This is a genomic window from Streptomyces sp. NPDC057280 (genome assembly GCF_042668605.1).
Lineage (GTDB): Bacteria > Actinomycetota > Actinomycetes > Streptomycetales > Streptomycetaceae > Streptomyces.
In genome coordinates, this window is record NZ_JBHUYR010000001.1 from 1,914,660 (window position 1) to 1,934,794 (window position 20,135).

17 protein-coding genes are annotated in these 20,135 nt (G+C 71.0%); 9 read left to right on the forward strand and 8 right to left on the reverse strand.

Features of this window, described 5'->3' with window-relative positions:
* Window positions 1-54 precede the first annotated feature (54 nt).
* Both ACFUO4_RS08695 and ACFUO4_RS08700 read right to left on the reverse strand, forming a co-directional pair.
* Window positions 55-717, reverse strand: coding sequence for a pyridoxamine 5'-phosphate oxidase family protein (locus ACFUO4_RS08695; protein WP_383481340.1), 663 nt, complete (start codon window positions 715-717; stop codon window positions 55-57).
* A gap of 92 nt (window positions 718-809) precedes the next feature.
* On the reverse strand, window positions 810-1,817 hold the full coding sequence (locus ACFUO4_RS08700; protein ID WP_383481343.1) for a hydroxyacid dehydrogenase: 1,008 nt from the start codon (window positions 1,815-1,817) through the stop codon (window positions 810-812).
* Window positions 1,818-1,924: 107 nt separating this feature from the next.
* Between ACFUO4_RS08700 and ACFUO4_RS08705 the strand changes: the two genes are divergently transcribed.
* The 6 genes from ACFUO4_RS08705 (at window position 1,925) to ACFUO4_RS08730 (ending at window position 10,783) form a co-directional block, all read left to right on the forward strand.
* Window positions 1,925-3,169 (forward strand): D-arabinono-1,4-lactone oxidase, encoded by a 1,245-nt coding sequence (locus ACFUO4_RS08705; RefSeq protein ID WP_383481346.1) that lies wholly within the window; start codon window positions 1,925-1,927, stop codon window positions 3,167-3,169.
* Between the two features lie 136 nt (window positions 3,170-3,305).
* Window positions 3,306-4,547, forward strand: coding sequence for an ROK family transcriptional regulator (locus tag ACFUO4_RS08710; protein WP_383481349.1), 1,242 nt, complete (start codon window positions 3,306-3,308; stop codon window positions 4,545-4,547).
* A gap of 195 nt (window positions 4,548-4,742) precedes the next feature.
* Window positions 4,743-6,002: an ABC transporter substrate-binding protein gene (locus ACFUO4_RS08715; RefSeq protein ID WP_383481352.1), complete on the forward strand. Its 1,260-nt coding sequence runs from the start codon at window positions 4,743-4,745 to the stop codon at window positions 6,000-6,002.
* A 20-nt stretch (window positions 6,003-6,022) separates the two neighbouring features.
* A complete protein-coding gene (locus ACFUO4_RS08720) occupies window positions 6,023-6,988 on the forward strand; it encodes a carbohydrate ABC transporter permease (protein ID WP_383481355.1) in 966 nt (321 codons plus the stop codon).
* Complete coding sequence (locus ACFUO4_RS08725; protein ID WP_079311260.1) at window positions 6,985-7,860, forward strand: carbohydrate ABC transporter permease; 876 nt, start codon at window positions 6,985-6,987, stop codon at window positions 7,858-7,860. The genes ACFUO4_RS08720 and ACFUO4_RS08725 overlap by 4 nt, the downstream gene beginning before the upstream one ends.
* Window positions 7,861-7,888: 28 nt before the next feature.
* Complete coding sequence (locus tag ACFUO4_RS08730; protein WP_383481359.1) at window positions 7,889-10,783, forward strand: glycoside hydrolase family 2 TIM barrel-domain containing protein; 2,895 nt, start codon at window positions 7,889-7,891, stop codon at window positions 10,781-10,783.
* Window positions 10,784-10,835: 52 nt separating this feature from the next.
* Here ACFUO4_RS08730 and ACFUO4_RS08735 read toward each other — a convergent pair whose 3' ends face one another.
* Window positions 10,836-12,827, reverse strand: coding sequence for a calcium-binding protein (locus tag ACFUO4_RS08735; RefSeq protein WP_383481362.1), 1,992 nt, complete (start codon window positions 12,825-12,827; stop codon window positions 10,836-10,838).
* 139 nt (window positions 12,828-12,966) lie between these two features.
* Between ACFUO4_RS08735 and ACFUO4_RS08740 the strand changes: the two genes are divergently transcribed.
* Window positions 12,967-13,506 carry a hypothetical protein gene (locus ACFUO4_RS08740; protein ID WP_383481365.1) on the forward strand — a complete coding sequence of 180 codons (540 nt, stop codon included), beginning with the start codon at window positions 12,967-12,969 and terminating at the stop codon, window positions 13,504-13,506.
* Window positions 13,507-13,636: 130 nt separating this feature from the next.
* Entirely contained in the window at window positions 13,637-14,956 is a 1,320-nt protein-coding gene (locus tag ACFUO4_RS08745) for a jacalin-like lectin (protein WP_383481368.1), read from the forward strand.
* 203 nt (window positions 14,957-15,159) lie between these two features.
* Here ACFUO4_RS08745 and ACFUO4_RS08750 read toward each other — a convergent pair whose 3' ends face one another.
* The gene (locus ACFUO4_RS08750) at window positions 15,160-15,699 is read right to left on the reverse strand and encodes a hypothetical protein (protein ID WP_383481371.1); all 540 of its coding nucleotides are present in this window, start codon (window positions 15,697-15,699) and stop codon (window positions 15,160-15,162) included.
* 125 nt (window positions 15,700-15,824) lie between these two features.
* Here ACFUO4_RS08750 and ACFUO4_RS08755 point away from each other — a divergent pair, with 125 nt between their 5' ends.
* The gene (locus ACFUO4_RS08755; protein ID WP_383481374.1) at window positions 15,825-16,409 is read left to right on the forward strand and encodes a TetR/AcrR family transcriptional regulator; all 585 of its coding nucleotides are present in this window, start codon (window positions 15,825-15,827) and stop codon (window positions 16,407-16,409) included.
* Between the two features lie 16 nt (window positions 16,410-16,425).
* On the opposite strand, the gene ACFUO4_RS08760 is transcribed toward ACFUO4_RS08755, so the two are convergent.
* The 4 genes from ACFUO4_RS08760 to ACFUO4_RS08775 form a co-directional block, all read right to left on the reverse strand.
* Window positions 16,426-17,193 (reverse strand): isocitrate lyase/phosphoenolpyruvate mutase family protein, encoded by a 768-nt coding sequence (locus ACFUO4_RS08760; protein ID WP_383481377.1) that lies wholly within the window; start codon window positions 17,191-17,193, stop codon window positions 16,426-16,428.
* On the reverse strand, window positions 17,190-17,648 hold the full coding sequence (locus ACFUO4_RS08765) for a hypothetical protein (RefSeq protein WP_383481380.1): 459 nt from the start codon (window positions 17,646-17,648) through the stop codon (window positions 17,190-17,192). The genes ACFUO4_RS08760 and ACFUO4_RS08765 overlap by 4 nt, the downstream gene beginning before the upstream one ends.
* A 95-nt stretch (window positions 17,649-17,743) precedes the next feature.
* Window positions 17,744-18,112 (reverse strand): VOC family protein, encoded by a 369-nt coding sequence (locus ACFUO4_RS08770; RefSeq protein WP_383481383.1) that lies wholly within the window; start codon window positions 18,110-18,112, stop codon window positions 17,744-17,746.
* Window positions 18,113-18,172: 60 nt separating this feature from the next.
* Window positions 18,173-20,131: a PE-PGRS family protein gene (locus ACFUO4_RS08775; protein ID WP_383481386.1), complete on the reverse strand. Its 1,959-nt coding sequence runs from the start codon at window positions 20,129-20,131 to the stop codon at window positions 18,173-18,175.
* Between the last annotated feature and the right edge of the window lie 4 nt (window positions 20,132-20,135).

The following is a 20,135-nucleotide window of genomic DNA, read 5'->3' on the forward strand; positions in this document are numbered from 1 at the left end:
CATCTCCTCCCGGCTAAGGCGTTCGACTCCTCACGGTATGCCCCCGCCCGCCCGTCACGCGTACCGGGTCCCCTCGCGCCGAGCGATATGTGCCGGTACGGGCGTTTCGGCGGCCAGCGCGGGGTCCGCGACCGGCGCTCCCCACACGGAGGTGAGCGGAAGCACACCGGCCCACAGGCCCAGCTCCGCGTCGGGGCCGTCACCGTCCTCGGGCGGACCGGTGCGGATCTTGACCGAGGCCTCGTCGAGGGAGAGCACGAGGAGGGTGGTGGCGGCGAGTTCCCTGCGGCTCGGCTGCCGGGCGTACGACCACTGCCCCGGTGTCGCGTGTTCGGTGAGCCGGCGCAGGCCTTCGCGCTTCTCCTCGGGGTCGGTGACCCTGCGGGCCTCGCCGTGGATCATCGCGCTGCGGTAGTTCACCCCGTGCTCGAAGACGGACCGGGCGAGGACGAGACCGTCCACGTGCGTGACGGTGACGCAGACCGGCGTCCCGCCCGCGAGACTGCGGCTCGCCACGGAGCCGTGGAGGTAGAGGTGCCGCTCGTCCCGCCCGTAGACGGTCGGCACGACCAGGGGCCGTCCCTCGACGACCACGCCCAGATGACAGACGAACCCGGCGTCGAGGATCGCGTTCAGGTCGGCCCGGTCGAGGCTGCCCTGTGCGCGGAGACGGCGGTGCCGGGTGAGGTCGGTGTCGGGGAGCGGATCGAGGGTCATGACAGCGGAATCTACTGATCTCGCCGCACAGAAGCCAGATCTTTACTGATATCGATAGTCATACGGCACCACGTCAACGAAAACCGCAACTCTCACGCCTCACGCTCCAGCGCCGCCCACTCCACCGGATACGCCGGCTTCTCCCCCGCCGCCAGCCGCGCCGCCTCCTCCGCGACCGTCGCGCCCAGGCGGGCCAGCTCGTTGCCCTGGGAGCCCGCGAGGTGCGGGGTGACGAACGCGTTGGGGAGGTCGTACAGCGGGGAGCCGGCCGGGAGGGGCTCGGGGTCGGTGACGTCGAGGACGGCGTTCAGGCGGCCGGTGCACAGCTCGGCGACCAGGGCCTCGTGGTCGACGAGGCCGCCGCGCGCGGTGTTGATCAGGGTCGCCCCGTCGGGCATCAGGGCCAGCTCGCGGCGGCCGATCAGGTGGCGGGTCTCCGGGGTGTCGGGGGCGTGGACCGTGACGATGTCCGAGGTGCGCAGGAGGTCGTCCAGCTCCAGCAGGGGTACGCCGAGTTCGGCCGCGCGGGACGTGTCGACGTACGGGTCGGCGAGGGCGGGACGCAGGTCGAAGGGGCGCAGGAGCTCCAGCAACCGGCGGCCGATGCGGGAGGCGCCGATGACGCCGACGCGGCGGCCCAGGTTGCCGATGCCGGGGACGACGCCCCAGCCGGGGTGGGCGCGGGTGCCGCGCAGCCGCTCGCGGGCGGTGAGCGCGTCCTTCCCGGCGAGGAGGATCATGGCGAGGGTGTACTCGGCGACCGGCAGCGCGTTGGCGACGGCGGCGGAGGAGACGGTGATGCCGCGCCGCCAGACCTCCGGTGCCGTGAAGCCCTTCACCGAGCCGGCCGCGTGCAGGACGGCCCGGAGTTCCGGGGCGGCGTCGAGGACGGCCGGGTCCAGGCGGGGGCAGCCCCAGCCGGTGACGAGGATCTCGGTGCGGGCGAGCACCTCCCTCACGCGCGGGTCGGTGAAGTCCTCGGCCACGAGGCCGTCGTCGATGTCCACCGACTCCCGCAGCCGCGTCAGCACCTCCGGCGGGAAGACGAGCGGAACGTTGGCGGCGGTCATGGCGAACAGGGCCTGGGGGCGCTCGGGCAACGAAGGGGCCTTCCCGCTGGGCGTCTTGGATGGCAAACGGTTTCCAACGTAGGCGGCGGCCAATGAGAGGGTCAACGCACACGCACTCACGTGGAGGGACGACGGGCATGACGGAGACGGTCACCAACTGGGCGGGCAACATCACGTACACGGCGAAGGAGCTGCACCGGCCGTACTCGCTCGACACGCTCGCGGCGCTGGTGGCCGGGAGCGCGACGGTGCGGGTGCTCGGCAGCGGGCACTCCTTCAACGAGATCGCCGAGCCGGGCGCCGAGGGGACGCTGCTGTCCGTCGCCGGGTTTCCGCCCGTGATCGACGTGGACTCGGCGGCGCGGACCGTGCGGGTCGGCGGTGGCGTGCGGTACGCGGAACTCGCCCGAATGGTCGACGCGCACGGGCTGGCACTGCCCAACATGGCCTCGCTGCCGCACATCTCGGTCGCCGGGTCGGTCGCGACCGGGACGCACGGCTCGGGCGTGGCCAACGGCCCGCTGGCGAGCGCGGTGCGCGAGGTGGAGCTGGTCCTCGCCGACGGCTCGACGCTCACGATCGGGCGGGGCGACCCGCGGTTCGGCGGTGCGGTGACCTCACTGGGCGCGCTGGGGGTCGTCACCGCGCTGACGCTGGACCTGGAGCCGTCGTACGACGTCGAACAGCATCTCTTCACCGAACTCCCCCTGACGGGCCTGGACTTCGAGACGGTGATGGCGGCGGCGTACAGCGTCAGTCTGTTCACCGACTGGCGGGCGCCGGGCTTCCGGCAGGTGTGGCTCAAGCGGCGGACGGACCAGCCGCTCGCCGACTTCCCCTGGGCCGCGCCCGCCACCGAGAAGCTGCACCCGGTGCCGGGGATGCCCGCGGTCAACTGCACCGAGCAGTTCGGGGTGCCGGGCCCCTGGCACCAGCGACTGCCGCACTTCCGGGCCGAGTTCACCCCGAGCAGCGGGGCGGAGCTGCAGTCGGAGTACCTGCTGCCGCGCGAGCACGCCGTCGAGGCGCTGCACGCGGTGGACGGCATCCGGGAGACGGTCGCCGGGGTGCTCCAGACCTGCGAGGTGCGCACGGTCGCCGCGGACGAGCAGTGGCTGAGTCCGGCGTACGGACGGGACACCGTGGCGCTGCACTTCACCTGGATCGAGGACACCGCGGCCGTGCTGCCCGTCGTGCGGCGGCTGGAGGAGGCGCTCGACGGGTTCGCGGCGCGGCCGCACTGGGGGAAGGTGTTCACCACCCCGGGCGCGGCGCTGCGAGAACGCTATCCGCGGCTCGACGACTTCCGGACCCTGGTGCGCGACCTCGATCCGAGCGGTAAATTCGCCAACGGCTTCGTGCGGGACGTTCTGGGCGACTGACTCAAATGAACCTGGGTGACTGACTTTATAAAGCCCCTTTCCTAACCCCTTGTCGAAAGGCTGGGACGGCCATAGCCTTGCCGCGCGCCGGTGCCGACGTCGTCCCGGCACGAGCCGAAGGGACGGGGGCTACCTGGTGAAGCGCACCTCACGTGACATCCGCACCGCGAACCGCTACGAGGTGCTGCGCCAGATCATCGCCAAGTCGCCCACGTCCCGGCAGGAGCTGGCGGCCGCCACCGGGCTGAGCCTCGCCACCGTCGCCACGCTCGTCGGGGAGCTGCTCGACCTGCGAATGATCACGGAGGTCGGGTTCGAGGACTCGGCGGGCGGCCGGCCCCGGGGGCTGGTCGCGGTCAACGCGTCGGGCGGCGCGCTGATCGGTGTCGACATCGCGGAGACGTACGTCCATGTCGAGCTGTTCGACCTCGGGCTGAACGTGCTGGCCCGGGCCGAGGAGGACGTCCGGCCGAGCGAGAGCCGGCCCGAGCAGGTGGTCGGGCATGTGGCCGCGGTCGTCGGCTCGGTGGTCGCGCAGGCCGGGATCGAGGGGGCGCGGGTCCTCGGCGTCGGGGTGAGCGTGCCGGGCCAGGTCGACCGGGCCACCGGTATCTCGGAGTACGCGCCCAACTGGGACTGGCACGACGTGCCGTTGCTCGACCTGCTGACCGAGCACATCGCCTATCCCCTCTATCTGGACAACCCGCTGCGCGCCTCGGCGGTGGCCGAGCTGTGGTTCGGGGCGGCGCGCGGACGCGGCAACGCCGTGGTGGTCAACCTCGGGACCGGTGTGGGTTCCGGGCTGATCCTCGGCGGCGGGCTGCACCGGGGCGTCAGCAACAGCGCCGGCGAATGGGGCCACACCACGATCGTGCTGGACGGCCGGCTGTGCCGCTGCGGCAAGAACGGGTGCGTGGAGGCCTACGTCGGCGCGTCCGGGATCATGCTGACCCTGCGCGAGACGGGCGCCGACAGTCCGCTGCTGCACCCGGAGGACCAGACGGCGACGATCGCCGCGCTGGCGCGGGGGCTGGCCGAGCGGGACCCGGTGGCGGTCAGGGTGGTCCGCGACACCGTCCGCTATCTCGGCGCCGGCATCGCCGACCTGGTCAATCTGTTCAACCCGGAAGTGGTCGTGCTCAGCAGCTGGGTCGCGGCCGCCCTCGGCGAGCCGCTGGTCGAGGAGGTGCGCGAGGCCGTCGCCCGGCACGCGCTGCCCCGGCCGAACGCCGCCACCGAGATCGTCCTCTCCCCGATCCCCACCGACCCGGTGTGCCTGGGCGCGGCCACGTTCGCGCTCGAAGGGGCACTCCAGTCGGTCGGGCAGAGGCAGCAGAAACGCACCCCGTCGGCGCGGGTCAAGGCGCGCCGCCAGTAGCGACCCAGGGCCGCGGTGCGCCGTGCCGACGGCCCGCACTCAGGGATGTCCGGTATCCCGAACATCCCGCAACGCTTCGAACAGACTTCGTCCAACCCCTTGCCGAAGCCTTAGCCGAAGGTTAACGTCCCGCACCGCAACTCCTTTTGAGCCATGGGCGCAGAGCCGCAGCCGTACTCGAGACAAGGACGTCACATGTCGGCAATGAGCAACAACACCTGGTCCCGCCGATCCCTCTTCCGGGCCGCAGCGGGCATGGCGGCCGCCGGGACGCTGGCCGCGTGCGGCAGCAACACCGGTCGTGGCAGCGGCTCCGGGGACACGCTCGTCCAGTACTTCCACGCGTACGGCGAGGCGGGCACCGAGCAGGCCATCAAGCGCTACGCCAAGGCCTACAAGGACGCCAACGTCACGACCCAGTGGATCACCGGCAGCAACTTCGAGAACAAGCTGTTCCCGGCCCTGCTCACCAAGAACGCGCCCGACGTCTTCGAGTTCCACCCGCAGCTTCAGCTGGTGACGAGCGGTCAGGTCGCCGACCTGTCCGACATCATCAACCCGGTCAAGGACGACTTCAACCCGGCCGACATCGCCTCGCACACGGTCGACGGGAAGATATACGGCGTCCGGATGATCGACGACCCGCAGTTCTTCTACTACCGGCCCTCGCTGTTCGAGAAGGCCAAGATCGAAGTCCCCCAGACGCTGGAGGAGTTGATCGAAGCCGCCGACAAGCTGACGACGGACAAGGTCAAGGGCGCCTTCCTCGGCAACGACCTCACCGCCGTGCAGAGCCCGCTGATCTGGTCGGCCGGCGCGGACACCCTCAACGCCCAGAACGAGATCGCGTACCACACGGACGCCGTGGCCGACGGTCTCAGCCAGCTCCGCAAGCTGTTCACCAGCGGCAACCTGCTCCTGGACGCCCCCGCCGACTGGTGGGACCCGTCGGCCTTCACCCAGGGCCTGACCGCGATCCAGTGGTGCGGCATGTGGGCCATGCCGGTCATCCAGAAGGCGCTCGGCGACGACGTCGGCATCTTCCCCTTCCCGAAGGTCGGCTCCGCCGGCAAGTTCTCGGTCACCAACGGCGGTTGGTCGATGTTCGTCAACGCCAAGGGCGACAACGTCGACGCGGCCAAGGAATACGTCAAGTGGCTGTGGATCGACCAGAAGAAGTACCAGGAGGACTGGGCGCTCTCCTACGGCTTCCACATCCCGCCGCGCACCTCGATCGCCCAGTCCGCCACCAAGCTCAAGTCGGGTCTGCCGGCCGAGGGCGTCAAGCTCTTCAGCGAGTACGGCCACTTCGACAACATCGGCTGGACGCAGTCCATGATCACCGCGATCAACGACGTGATCGCCAACTCCGTACGCAAGGGCGGCAGCCCGGACGCCGCGCTCAGCGCCGCCGACAAGAAGGTCGACGCCGAGCTCAAGAAGCTCTTCGGATAGACCGGCGGACGGACCTCGACATGTCGACCACCACCGAGATCGACCTCGCGAACCCCGCCCCGGCCAAGCCTGAGAAGGTGCGGCCGCGGCGGGGCCTGCGGGCCAACGCCACGCTCAACTTCTGGCTGTTCACCGGTCCCTTCCTCATCGGCCTGATCGTCTTCGTGTTCGTGCCGATGGGCTGGAGCATCTACCTCAGCTTCTTCGAGGCCCGCTTCACCGTCTCGCCGAGCAGCTTCATCGGCCTCGACAACTACCGGGCGATCCTCGACAACCCCGACTTCACCCAGTCGCTGGTCACCTTCACCGTCTTCGCCGCGTTCATCGTGCCCACCACGTGGGCGCTCTCGCTCGGCCTGGCGCTGCTCGTGCACCGCATCCGGTTCATGAAGGCGTTCTTCCGGTCGGTGTTCTTCCTGCCGACCGCGGTGTCGTACGTGGCCGCCGCACTGGTCTGGAAGATGTCCATGTTCAACGGCGTCCGCTTCGGCCTGGCGAACACGATCCTGAGCTGGTTCGGCGTCGACAACGTCGCCTGGCTCGCCAACCCCGACCCGCCCTGGTACTGGCTGGTCATCGTGTCGCTGCGACTGTGGCTGCAGGCCGGCTTCTACATGATCCTGTTCCTCGCGGCGCTCCAGAACATCCCGGCCGAGCTGTACGAGGCCGCGTCCATCGACGGCGCCAAGCCTGGCTGGCAGACCTTCCGCTACATCACGCTCCCCCAGCTGCGCGCCACCTCCACCGCGGTGATCCTGCTCCTGCTGATCGCCGCCTACCAGGCCTTCGACGAGTTCTGGAACCTGCTGAGCAAGGCCACTTGGGGCCAGCCGCCGCTCGTCGAGCTGTACAAGACGGCGCTGGGCGAGAACCAGGACTACGGCCAGGGCAGCGCGGGCGCGGTCATCCTGACCCTGCTCATCCTGGTCATCACGCTGTTCCAGGGCAGGATCATGGGCTTCGGAAGGGGTGAGGAGTCCAAGTGACCACCACCGCACCTGACGTCAGGAAGACTCCCGCGAAGAAGAAGCGCGGCGGGGTCATCGGCAACACCGGCCTCTACCTCGCCACCGGCGTCGCCGCCCTGCTCTTCCTGATCCCCTTCTATCTCATCGTCCGCAACGCCCTGATGACGGACCCGGAGATCACGGGCGAGAACTGGAAGTGGTTCCCCACCGACATCCAGTGGGGCAACATCACCGAGCCGTTCAAGGACGAGACCGTCGACTTCGGCCGCGCCCTGTGGAACTCGTGGGTCGTCGCCGTCCTGCACACCAGCGGCATCCTGCTGATCTGCTCGCTCGCCGGTTACGGACTGGCCCGCATCCCGTACAAGCACGCCAACAAGGTCTTCTACGCCGTCCTGGTCACCCTGATGATCCCGACCGCCGTGACCTTCGTGCCCAGCTTCGTGCTGGTCTCGTCGCTCGGCTGGGTGGACTCCTACCGCGGTCTGATCATCCCGGGCCTGTTCAGCGGCTTCACCTGCTTCCTGTTCCGGCAGTACTTCCTGGGGTTCCCCAAGGAGCTGGAGGAGGCGGCGCGCGTGGACGGGCTCTCGTACTGGGGGGCGTACTGGCGGGTCGTCGTGCCCAACTCGCTGAACTTCTTCGCGGCCATGGCCACGATCACGTTCATCAGCGGCTGGAACTCCTTCCTGTGGCCCCTGGTCATCGGCCAGGACCCCAGCGCCTGGACCATCCAGGTCGCGCTGTCGGCGTACATGACCAACCAGACGGTGAACTACCACCTGATCTTCATGTCCACGGCCATCTCCATCCTGCCCCTGGTGCTGGTGTTCCTCTTCCTCCAGCGCTGGCTGGTGCAGGGGATCGCGCAGACCGGCATCAAGGGCTGAGCCCGCTTTCCGAACGACCTGGAGACCGATGTCCTTCCGCACCACCGACCTCGACTACATCGAGGACGTCTCGCCCGGCAGCGGGGCCCTCCCGCCCCGCGCCTGGTACGCCTCCTCCGACGCCAAGTCCCTTTCCCTGAACGGCAGCTGGCGCCTGCGGGTGTCCCCGACCGCCGACGCCGAGGACGACTCGTTCGCCGCGGAGGGCTACGACGCCGGGGACTGGGCCGAGGTCACGGTCCCCGGGCACTGGGTCCTCCAGGGCGACGGCGCCTTCGGCAAGCCCATCTACACCAACCACCTCTACCCCTTCCCGGTGGACCCGCCGCACGTGCCGACGGAGAACCCGACCGGCGACCACCTGCGCGTCTTCGACCTGCCGGAGGGCTGGGACCTCGTGGAAGGCGGTGCCGTCCTGCGCTTCGACGGCGTCGAGTCCTGCGCCCGCGTCTGGCTCAACGGCACGGACATAGGCGAGTTCAAGGGCTCGCGCCTGGCGCACGAGTTCGCGGTCGGGCATCTGCTGAAGCCGTCCGGCAACGTCCTCGCGGTCCGCGTCCACCAGTGGTCGGCCGGCTCCTACCTGGAGGACCAGGACCAGTGGTGGCTGCCCGGCATCTTCCGTGACGTCACCCTGCTGCACCGGCCCGCGGGCGGCGTCCTCGACTTCTTCGTGCACGCCGACTACGACCACGTCACCGGCGAGGGCACGCTGCGCGTCGACTCCGACGTCGACGGGCGGGTGCTCGTGCCCGCCCTGGACATCGATGTCGCGACCGGTGAGCCGGTGACGGTCCCGGTCGAGCCGTGGAGCGCCGAGGCGCCGAGGCTGTACGACGGTGAACTGGTCACCGAGGGCGAGCGGGTGCCCCTGCGGATCGGCTTCCGCACGGTCGTCCTGGAGGAGGGCCTCATCAAGGTCAACGGCCGGCCGGTCCTCTTCAAGGGCGTCAACCGCCATGAGTGGCATCCGCGGACGGGCCGCGCGCTGGACCTTGCCACCATGCGCGAGGACGTGCTGCTGATGAAGCGGCACAACCTCAACGCGGTGCGCACCTCGCACTATCCGCCGCACCCGGCCTTCCTGGACCTGTGCGACGAGTACGGCCTGTGGGTCATCGACGAGTGCGACCTGGAGACCCACGGCTTCACCGAGCAGGACTGGCGGGACAACCCCGTCGACGACGACCGCTGGACCCCGGCCCTCCTGGACCGCGCGGCCCGCATGGTGGAGCGCGACAAGAACCACCCGTCGATCGTCTTCTGGTCGCTGGGCAACGAGGCCGGCACCGGCCGCGGCCTCACCGCCATGGCCGAGTGGATCCACGGCCGGGACTCCTCGCGCCTCGTGCACTACGAGGGCGACTGGAACTGCCGTGACACGGACGTCTATTCACGGATGTACGCGAGCCACGCCGAGGTGGAGGCCATCGGCAAGGAGCTCGACGGCGGCACCCTGAAGCGGCGCCAACTCCCCTTCATCCAGTGCGAGTACGGGCACGCCATGGGCAACGGCCCCGGCGGGATCGCCGACTACCAGGAGCTGTTCGAGAAGTACGACCGCATCCAGGGCGGCTTCATCTGGGAGTGGATCGACCACGGCATCGAGCACGCCGAGCTGGGCTACGCCTACGGCGGCGACTTCGGCGAGGAGCTGCACGACGGCAACTTCGTCTGCGACGGCCTGATCTTCCCCGACCGCACGCCGTCCCCCGGGCTCGCCGAGTACAAGAAGGTCATCGAGCCGGTCCGTATCGAGGGCGACGGCACCGACGGCACCGTACGGGTGACGAACACGTACGACTTCGCCGATCTGTCGGGGCTCGCCTTCGCGTGGTCGTACCAGGTGGACGGCGAGACGGTGGAGTCCGGCTCGCTGTCGGTGCCCGCCCTGGAGCCGGGCGAGTCCGCCGACGTGAAGCTGCCCGAGCCGCCCGCTCACCAGGGCTCCGCGGAGACCGGGTGGACGGTGCGGGCGATCCTCGCCGCCGACACGGCGTGGGGCGAGCGCGGCCATGAGGTGGCGTGGGGTCAGTTCCCGGGCACCGCACGGGCGTTGCCGTCCGTGGCGGCCACCGACGGGCCCGTGCGCGACGGACGGACGATCACGCTCGGCCCGGCCGCCTTCGACGCCCGCACCGGCACGCTCATGTCGATCGGCGGGGTGTCCGTCGAAGGGCTGCGCCTGGACGTGTGGCGGGCGCCCACCGACAACGACGAGGGCACCGACTGGGTGTCGGGCGTCCAGTACGCGGCGCTGTGGCGCACGCTGGGCCTGCACCGGATGCGGCACCGGCTCGACGCGGTGGAGCTCACCGACGACGCGCTGACCGTGCGGACGCGGGTGGCCCCGGCCGCCCGTGAGGTGGGCCTGGCCACCGTGTACCGGTGGACCTCCGACGGCAGCCGGCTGAAGCTGACGGTGTCCGTGGCACCCGAGGGCGACTGGAAGGTGCCGCTGCCCCGCCTCGGCATCCGGTTCGGGCTCGCCAAGGCCGACGCGGTGACATGGTTCGGCGGCGGTCCCGGCGAGGCGTACCCCGACACCCGGGCAGCGTCGCGGATCGGCCGGTGGACGTCGAGCGTGGACGGCCTCCAGACGCCGTACCTGCGTCCGCAGGAGAACGGCGCCCGGGGCGAGGTCCGTTGGGCGCAGCTCGGCGGTCTGCGGATCGAGGGCGACCCGGAGTTCGCGTTCAGCGCCCGCCGCTGGACGAACGAACAGCTGGAGACGGCCTCACACCTGACCGACCTCAAGCCCGGGAACACGGTGTGGGTCAACCTCGACCACGGGCAGAACGGCATCGGGACCGGCTCCTGCGGTCCGGGCCCGTTGCCGCAGCACCAACTGACGGCCGCTCCGGCCGAGTTCTCGTTCGTGTTCTCGGCCGACGAGCAAGAGGACCATGCATCGATCGACTGATTGACCGATGGCCCGATGGCCCGATGGACCGGCTTTTCGACGCCGTCGGGTCTCAGGGACAGCTGAGGCGGGTGTCTCCGGTGTCCGTCGTGCAGGTGTCGGTGCCGAAGCCGCCGTTGGCGGTGTCGTTGCCGGAGACGTTGTCGACGGTGTTCAGGCGGTCGTTGCCGTAGTTGCCGATCAGGTTGTCGTTGCCGGGGCCGCCGTTGAGGGTGTCGTCGTCGAAGCCGCCGTCGACGCGGTCGTTGCCGTAGTTGCCGTACGCGGTGTCGGTGCCGTAGCTCGCGTTGATGGTGTCGTCGCCGCCGAGGCCGCAGATCACGTCGGCGCCGTAGGTCCCGGTGATCGTGTCGTTGCCGCTGGTGCCGACGCGGGTGCAGCCGCGGGCGTTGTTGACCGTGGTGGTCACCGTGGCGGTGTTGTTCGCGGTCGCCGGGTCGGTCTGGGCGGCGGCGACCGTGGCCTTGTCGGTGAGGGTGCCGGTGGCCCGGGGTTCGGCGACGACGGTCACGGTGGCCTTGGCGCCCGGTGCGAGGGTGCCGAGGGCACAGGAGACGGCGGTCGTGCAGCTGCCCTGGGAGGCGGTCGCCGAGATGACGGAACCGGCGGGGCCGGTGAGGGTGTCGGTGAGGGTCACGCCGGTGGCGCTCGTGGTGGTGCTGGCGTTGGTGACGGTCACGGTGTAGGTGGCCCGGTCGCCGATGCTCACCGTGGCGGTGCCGGTCTTGGTGACCGACAGGTCGACGCCGGTGGGCGGGGGCGGCGGGGTCCCGCCGCCGAGGTAGCGGGCGAGGGCGCGGTCGTCGCCGGTGTCGCCGGCCGCGACGGTCTTGCCGTCGGTCTGGAGGGCGAGGGCGCCCACCCGGTCGAAGGCGCCGAAGTCGGTGGTGGTCCGGCCGCCGGTCGCGAAGCCCGTGTCGGCCGTGCCGTCGGCGTTGTAGCGGGCCAGGGCGAAGTCGGTGCCCGCGGAACCGCCGGCGAGGATCCGGTCGTCGGGCTGGACCGCGAGGTCGTTCACCGCGGACGTGGGGCCGAAGTCGGTGGTGACGACGCCGCCGGTGCCGAAGCCGCCGTCGAGGGTGCCGTCCAGGTTGTAGCGGACCAGGGTGAAGTCCTCGCCGGTGCCGCCGGACATGAGGATCTTGCCGGTGGACTGCACGGCCACGGTCTCGCCCCAGTTGTAGCCGCCGAGGTCCGTGGTGACCTTGCCGTCGCCGCCGAAGGTGGTGTCGAGGCTGCCGTCGGGGTTGTAGCGGGCCAGCGCGAAGTCGAAGGAGGTCGCGCCCGAGTAACCGCCCAGCACGATCTTGCCGTTCGACTGCACCGCCATGTCCTTCGCGATGGCGCCGCCCTCCGCGCTGAAGGAGGTGTCGACCACGCCGTCGCCGTCGAAGGAGGTGTCCAGGGTGCCGTCCGGCAGGAGGCGCACCAGCGCGAAATCGCCGCCCGCGCGGGCCCCGGCAAGGATCTTCCCGTCCGGCAGCACCGCGACGCCGGCGGCGTCCTCGGCACCGCCGGCGAGGCCGGGGCTGATCCAGCCGTCGCCGCCGCCGAAGGAGGTGTCGAGGCTGCCGTCGGTGGTGTAGCGGGCCACGGTGAACCAGCAGCAGCCGGCGAACTCGTCGTCGGTCTCCTGATGGCGGCCGACCACGACGATCTTCCCGTCGCCCTGGAGCGCCACGCCCTGGGCGACGTCCTCACCGAACTCGAAGTCGGTCAGCACCTCGCCGTCGCCGCCGAAGGAGGTGTCCGGGGTGCCGTCGGGGTTGTGGCGCATCACGGTGAAGTCGGAGGCGTCGAAGTCGGAGCCCTGGCTGGAACCGACGGTGACGATCTTGCCGTTGCCGGCCTGTACGGCGACGTCCTGGGAGTCGGCGCGGAAGCCGTTCTCGACGACGACCTTCCCGCCGGTGCCGAACGCGGTGTCGAGGTCACCGGGTGCGGCGAGCGCGCTGCCCGGCAGGGCGACGACGAGCGCGAGTGCGGCCGCGCCCCGCAGGGCCGCCGCGCGCAGAGATCCCCGTAGGGAGTCAAGGGTGGACATGCGCCCAGCTTCCGGACGCCCGTACGACGCGGTGGCGTGGCTGGCCGGTGTCTGGTCCCACTGGGCCGCACACTTCCACTCCACGGGGTGACCGGACCGACAATCGGCCCGCGCGGCAGGCGGCATAGGGTCGGGCGCGATGGACGAGCGACAGGAAAAGGAACGGGCGTACGCCGCCGAGGGGGTCGTGTGGTCGCGGCTCGCCGGTTTGCTGCCGGACGCCGAGGACGTGGACGAGATCCAGGGGTGCTGGGACATCGGTGAACAGGAGGCCGGCCTGTTCCGGCTCGTGGACCGGCTGTTCGACCTGGGACTGTCCGTGGACGACCGCACGCGGGCCGAGCTCGCGGCGATGGCCGAGCAGTGGGGGGTGTGGGACCAACTGGCCACGGACATCGTCGATCTGCCCGGCTTCGAGGGGAAGGTGCGGGTGGTCGAGGGCCTGGAGCCGGTCGACCGGGCCGGCGGTCTGGCGCTGGTGCCGTGGATGCGGTGCGAGCCCTGCGGCCGCATCCTGGCACTGGAACACCGGCGCGAGGCGTGGGGCACCCTGTCGTTCGCACCCCTGTCGTACGTCGTCTCCATCCCGGACGACTCGGGCACCCAACTCGTGCTCGACACCCAGGAACCGGACGCGGTGTGGCGGGCACTGGACACGTTGACGACGGGCTGCCGGTAGAGCACCGGCCACCTGCACGGCTCAGGCGTCGACGAGTTCGTTCTGCTTCAACTCCCACGCCACCCATGAATGTTGAACAGTTTTCTCAACTACCCTTTTTAATCCCTCGCGTTGACATGAACATGGACTCATGAGACGACTTCTCGGCACCCTCGCGGCCGCGGCCCTGGCCGTGACCGGCCTCGCCGCCACCGGGGCGGCACCCGCCGCCGCTGCCACCACCGGCACCTTCAATGTGCTGACGTACAACGTCGCCGGCCTCCCGGAGGGCCTGAGTTCGGGGCACCCGGCGACCAACACCCCGCTGCTCGCGCCCCGGTTGGCGCCGTACGACATCGTCAACGTGCAGGAGGACTTCAACTACCACGCGGCCCTGTACGCGGGCGACAACCACCCGTACCGCACCGCGACCAGCGGCGGCGTCCCGTTCGGTGACGGCCTCAACACCCTGTCGGACTACGCCTTCGACGACTTCGAGCGCGTGAAGTGGAACGACTGCACCGGCACCAACTGCCTCACCCCCAAGGGCTTCTCGCTGGCGCGGGTGCGGCTCGCCGAGGGTGTCTTCGTGGATCTGTACAACGTCCACACCAACGCGGACGACACCGACGACGCACTGGCCGCCCGGCGTGCCAACATCGAGCAGCTGTCCGACTTCATCCAGGCGAACTCCGCGGGCAATGCCGTGATCGTCATGGGTGACACGAACACCCGGTACACCCGCTCCGGCGACAACATCCGCACGCTGGCCGACGAGAACGGTCTCACGGACGCGTGGGTGCAGCTGGTGAAGGGCGGGGTGCGGCCGACGCAGGGCGCGGAGCCGCTCGTGTGCCCGACGACGGCTCCCACCAACTCCTGCGAGGTCGTGGACAAGGTCCTGTACCGGGGCAGCAAGCTGTTCTCGCTGACGGCCACCCGCTACAACGACGAATGGGCGTCGTTCCTCGACTCCGCCGGCGGCAACCTCTCCGACCACTTCCCGCACACGGTCGACTTCTCCTACACCCTCAACTCGTCCCTGAAGGCCAGCGACTTCTTCGGCGGCCCGCACGGCACCGCCTTCAACGACGCGGACGACCTCCCGTCCACCGTCTCCCCGCGCACCCTCACCCTGCGCGGCGCCTCCCGCCTCGACGCGGTGTCCCTGACCCACGACGGTGGCACGACGCTCAGCCACGGCGGTACGGGCGGCACGGCGACGTCGCTGACCCTGGCGTCCGGCGAGCACCTCACGTCCGTGAAGCTGACCCAGGGTCAGAAGGACGGCCGCACCAGGATCTTCTCGGCGGCGTTCACCACGGACAGGGGCCGCACCCTGTCGTCCGGTACGGCGACCTCGGACACGAAGACCTTCACGGCACCGTCGGGCTGGCAGATCGCCGGCTTCACGGGCCGCGCGGGCGACGAGATCGACAAGCTGGGTGTGGTGTACGCGCCGATCGGCTGACGGGGCCGCTGAGCGGCCCGAGTCGGAGTTTGCGGTGTCCGGCCTGTACGTAAGGAGTGATCAGTACAGGCCGGAGGGGGGCCGGTGACGCCGGAGGCTCTTGGACCGTTCAACCCGTCGGGTTCGCCTGGCCGGTGTGCGCCCGGCTGACCTCCAACAGCACCGCTGAGCCAGGGCTCCGCGCCGCCGTGGCATCCTCACCCTCAAGTCACCGTCGGAGAAGTCCTGTTCACCGCACGTCGGCGCCACGGGGAGCGGCGGAGCAAAGCGCGCAGGGGCCGGGCCGGCGGCGGGTCGTAGGCGGCGTCGTGCCACAGACGGCGCAGGTGGACGAACCCGTAGTCGCGCCCGGCGTCCGAATCCAGGAGCGTCTCGGCCCAGACGCGGTCGAACGGCGGACGGTGCATCTGCGCGTGGATGGCGCCGCCCCACTCACCCCAGGTCTCGTCGGAGACCCACCCCTGGGCCCGGAGGTCGGCCTCGTCCTCACTGAGCCGGAAGTAGAGCCGTATCGCGGTCGTGTCCGAGTCGGAACCGTATGCCGCGGCCGTGGTCGACTCGGCGTCACCGCCGGCGCCGGCCCCGCGCAGCGCGGGCAGCGACAGCCGGTCGAGCAGCGACCAGTAGCGGGCGACATAGACGTCCTCGAACTGCCGGACGCGCTGGGTGCGCACCTGCCAGATCGCGGTCCCCGTGGCCGCGAACGCCGCCAGCACAGTGATCACAAGGGAGAGCAGTTCCATGGCCAGGAATTGTGACGGACCCGCGGAGGGAGCCGCCCATCACCCCCCTCCCCCTTCCTGCACTAGCATGGTGCCTAGACCCCCTAGGTTCCCAGAGAGTCGCCCAGAGAGCCGGAGAAATCCCCATGGCCCGCGCAGGTATCACCGCCGATCGGCTCACCGAGGCGGCTGCCGATCTCGCCGACGAGGTCGGGTTCGAGAAGGTCACCATGTCCGCGCTCGCCCGGCACTTCGGGGTCAAGGACGCGAGTCTGTACTCGCACATCAAGAACCTCCAGGAGCTGCGCACCCGCGTCGCCCTGCTCGCCGGGGCCGAGATGATCGACCGGATCGCCGTGGCCGTGGCGGGCCGGGCCGGCAAGGACGCACTGGCCGCGTTCGCCGGGGCGTACCGGGAGTACGCCCTGGAGCGGCCCGGCCGCTACGCGGCCACCCAGATCCGTGTCGACCAGGCCCTCGTCGCCGACTCCCCCGGCTTCCGCCGCACCGCCGAGATCACCTACGGCATGCTGCGCGCCTACGGCCTGGAGGAACCCGACCTCACCGACGCCGTACGCCTGCTGCGCAGCACCTTCCACGGCTACTGCGCCCTGGAGTCCACCGGCGGCTTCGGCGCCGCCCGCGACGTGCGGAAGTCCTGGACCCGCGCGATCGACGCCCTGCACGTCCTGCTGGAGAACTGGCCCCGCGAGGAGCCCACGGACGGGTGAGCGGCGCGGGAGGCGCTCATCGACGCCTTCCGGCGCGACCGAGGGCCACGACCTCGTCGTACGAGAGTGCGGCGCCCTGCGGTGAGCGGCCCTCCGCGACGGCCGTGACCGTCTCCAGCATCGCGCCCAGCGCCCGCCGGTACGGCAGCGAGCCGAGGCTGACCCGGCGGACGCCGAGGGCGGCCAGCTGGGGGACCGTGGGTCCGGTGGGCGAGTAGAGGATGTTGAGGGGGACGTCGAGGCGTTCGACCAGGGCGCCGATCGCCGCCGGATCGGCCACCCCCGGCACGAACACGCCGTCCGCGCCCGCCTGTTGGTAGGCGTCGAGGCGCCGCAGGGTCTCCTCACCGTCGCCCTCGCCGAGCCAGTACGTGTCCGTGCGGGCGTTCACGAAGAGGTCCGGTGCCGCCGACTTGACGGCGGCGATCTTCGCGGCGTGCAGGCCGGCCGGTCCGAGGCCGTCCTCCAGGTTGATGCCGACGGCACCCGCCGCCGCCAACTCCACAGCGAACGAGGCTACTTCGTCGGGGTCGTCGCTGAAGCCGTCCTCGGCGTCCACCGACAGCAGGAAGGACTCGGTGCCCAGCGCCGACGCCAGCCGCATGGTCTCGTCCCGGGTCGCCGAGGCCCCGTCCGGCAGCCCGGCCGCCGCGGCGACGCCGAGACTCGTGGTGCCGACGGCCGAAAAACCCCGGCCGGCCAGCGCCATCGCCGAGGCGTGATCCCAGGCGTTGGGCAGCAGCAGGGGCGTGTCGGCGTGGTGGAGTGCGGCGAAGGGCGTCATGACAGCTCGCCCACCGCGTCGGCGTAGTACGTCGAGCCCCCTAGGTGGTGGGCGAGTTCGCGGAAGCTCCAGCCCTCACCGGGCGAGGTGTCGAGCTGCTCGTCGGTCAGCGTCTCCAGGCGGTTCGCCCAGATCCGGGCGAGCCGGGTGAGCCTGCTGCGGGCCTCGTCGAGGTCCTCCTGGGTGAAGGCCGCGCGGTCGGCCTCCGTGGTCACCGCCGACGCGTGCCAGTGGTCGGCCTGCGGTTCCTCGCCCGCCAACCGGGCCTCCAGCTCGGCCAGATGATCGACCAGGTGGTCGGCGACCCGTCTGATCGCCTTGTGCGGGGTGTAGACCCGGTCGTCGGTCTCGAAGAGCCTGCCGTCCCAGCGCGTCCAGGTCGCGGCCAGGGCGAGAACATGATCGACCATGCCGGTGACGGCCTGGGCGGGGGTTTCGTGCGCGTGCTCGGTCATGAACGGCACGCTAGAGCCGTATCCGTTCGGCCCCCGCCGAAGTGTCCTGGCCCCCTACGAGGTGTCCTGGCCCGCTGCTCGGCCGGCCGGCCCGCCTACTCGCCGCGTTCCGCCTGGCTCCGCTCCACGCAGAACTCGTTGCCCTCGGGGTCGGCCATCACCACCCACCCGGTCCCGTCCGGCTTGCGCCGGTCGTCGGCGACGGTCGCGCCGAGGGCGAGGATACGCTCGACCTCCTCGTCGCGGGTGCGGTCCTGGGGCTGCAGGTCGAAGTGGATGCGGTTCTTGACCGTCTTGGTCTCGGGGACGGTCACGAAGAGGACGCCCGCGGCTTCGATCAGGGCCTCGGGGTCACCGGGCTCGTCCTCCTCGTGGAGGGGCTGGCCGAGCACCTTGGACCAGAACGTCGCGAGGGCGTAGGCATCGGCACAGTCGATCGTCACGTGGCGAATCAGAGAGGTCATGTGGGCGATCTTGGGGTACGCCGCGACGCCGGGCAACCGATTAGGCACCCCCTCGGGTGGTCAGCCCGGCCCGCCCCGGCCGGCCTTCATTTCCCCCACCATCCGCCGCATGACCTCCACCGGCAGCCCCGGGTTCCGGGCAGCCGTCTCCGCCCCGCCCCCGCGCAGCAGCCCGACCAGCAAGCGGGCCGGCATCCGCGGGTGCAGGGCCGCGGCCTGCCGTACGTGCTCGTGCGGGTCCTCCAGCAGCCGCGCCGCGGCGGTCGCCGACAGCCGTGGGTCGGTCGCGGCGCGGTACCGCACGCCCGCGCCGGCGTCCCGGCTGAGCCGCTCGACCAGCTCGGGCGTCGACTCGGGGTCGTCCAGGGCCAGTTGACGCATGCGCGGGTTCGGGTGGCCGGCGTGCCGGACGAGGTCGCGGCGGGGGAAGTTCGGATGGCCGCGCGGCCGGTCCGGGGTGCTGAGACTGCCGTCCCACCACTGCCACACCCGCAGCAGCATGTCGGCGGGCGCGTCGTCGCAGGACTCGGCGAGGAAGAGCTGGACGATCCGGTCCTCGTCGCGGGCGAGGCGTTCGACGACGTCCGGGGGCAGCCGCCGGGCCCTGGCCACGCCTCTGCGCACGAGGAAGTGGGCGGAGGCGGCCAGGCGGCGCATGGCGTCCTCGTCCTCGTGCAGGTCCTTGACCCAGTCCAGCTCGAAGTAACGGATACCCGGGTCGAGTTCGACCGGGATGGCGGCCCGCTGCTCCTCCGTGAGCTCGGGCCGGGTGGACACCTGGAAGCGGACTCCGTCGTCCGGGTCCTCGGCGAGGAGGGCGACCAGGTCCGGGTCCAGACGCGGGTTGGCGGCGAGGGCCCGGCGTTGCGCACGGTCCCCGTGGCGGACCAGGTGCTCGGCGAGGTCACGTTCCAGGAGGCAGCTCTCCAGAGCCCCGGCGTCCACCTCCTCGGCATCGAACACCGACCGCGGCATCGGGTGGTCCCGGTGGTGCAGCATCCGCGCCCTGGCCCGCACGACGGCGTGCGGGTCGGCGAGCAGCGTCTCGCGGCCCGCCGCGTCGAGATGGGGCCAGGCGGTCCGGCAGGCTACGGCACGCACCCCGTCGGCCGGGTCGGCAGCCAGTACGACCGCCACGGAGGCGGGCAGTCCTTCGAGGCGCGCGGCTTCGGACCGCACCCGCGCGGACGGGTCGGCGGCGAGGGCACGGCAGGCGTCCTCGGCGACCCGGGCCTGGAACTCCCCCGCCGTCATGGCGAGAAGCCACCGCTGCCGCTCGTCCCGCTCGGCGAGGATCACTCGGCCCCACTGCTCGGGGGTGATGCCCGGCTGGGTGCTGGCGGTCCTGAACCGGACCTCCCAGTCGGGATCGGCGAGCAGCCCGTCCACGACCTCGGCCGGCAGGGCGCCGTACAGGCTGTAGGAGGACAGCACCGGCAGCAGCGGCCGCAGCTCCGCCGGCAGGGCCGGGTTCAGCGAGAGTCCGCTCGCCCAGGAATCCAGCACGTCCTGCGGGCACTTGGGCCCCTGGAACAGCGCCTCCCAGGCAGCCTCCCGCTCCTTCGGGCTCTCCCGCCCTGCAACCCGGACAGCCTCCTCGCGCCGCGCCCGAACCGCGTCGACGGCGACGAGCCGCACCGCGTCCTCCCGCCTGCCGACCCCCACCAAGGCGTCTCCGTCCAGCGCCATGGTGACGAACCCGGGCGGCTCCCCGAGCACACCGGCGAGATCCCACTCAGCGCGCAGCCGCACCCTCACCCACCCGCCGGTCCGACGTCCCGGAACGTCGACGAGGAACACGCCATCCGCGCCGAAGACCCCGGTCTCGGACGCCAACCGATGCCACTCGGCGTTGAGTTCACCGACGAGGCCGGCCCGCTCCGAGGAGACCGACACGGCGTCCCCGAGCACATACCGCCAGGCGAGCGGAGTCGGCAACACCTCCTCGACCCGCCGCTCCGCCACGACATCGAGCCCGGCCCGCCCCAGCAGTTCCACGAGTTCGTCTTCCCCGCCCATGATC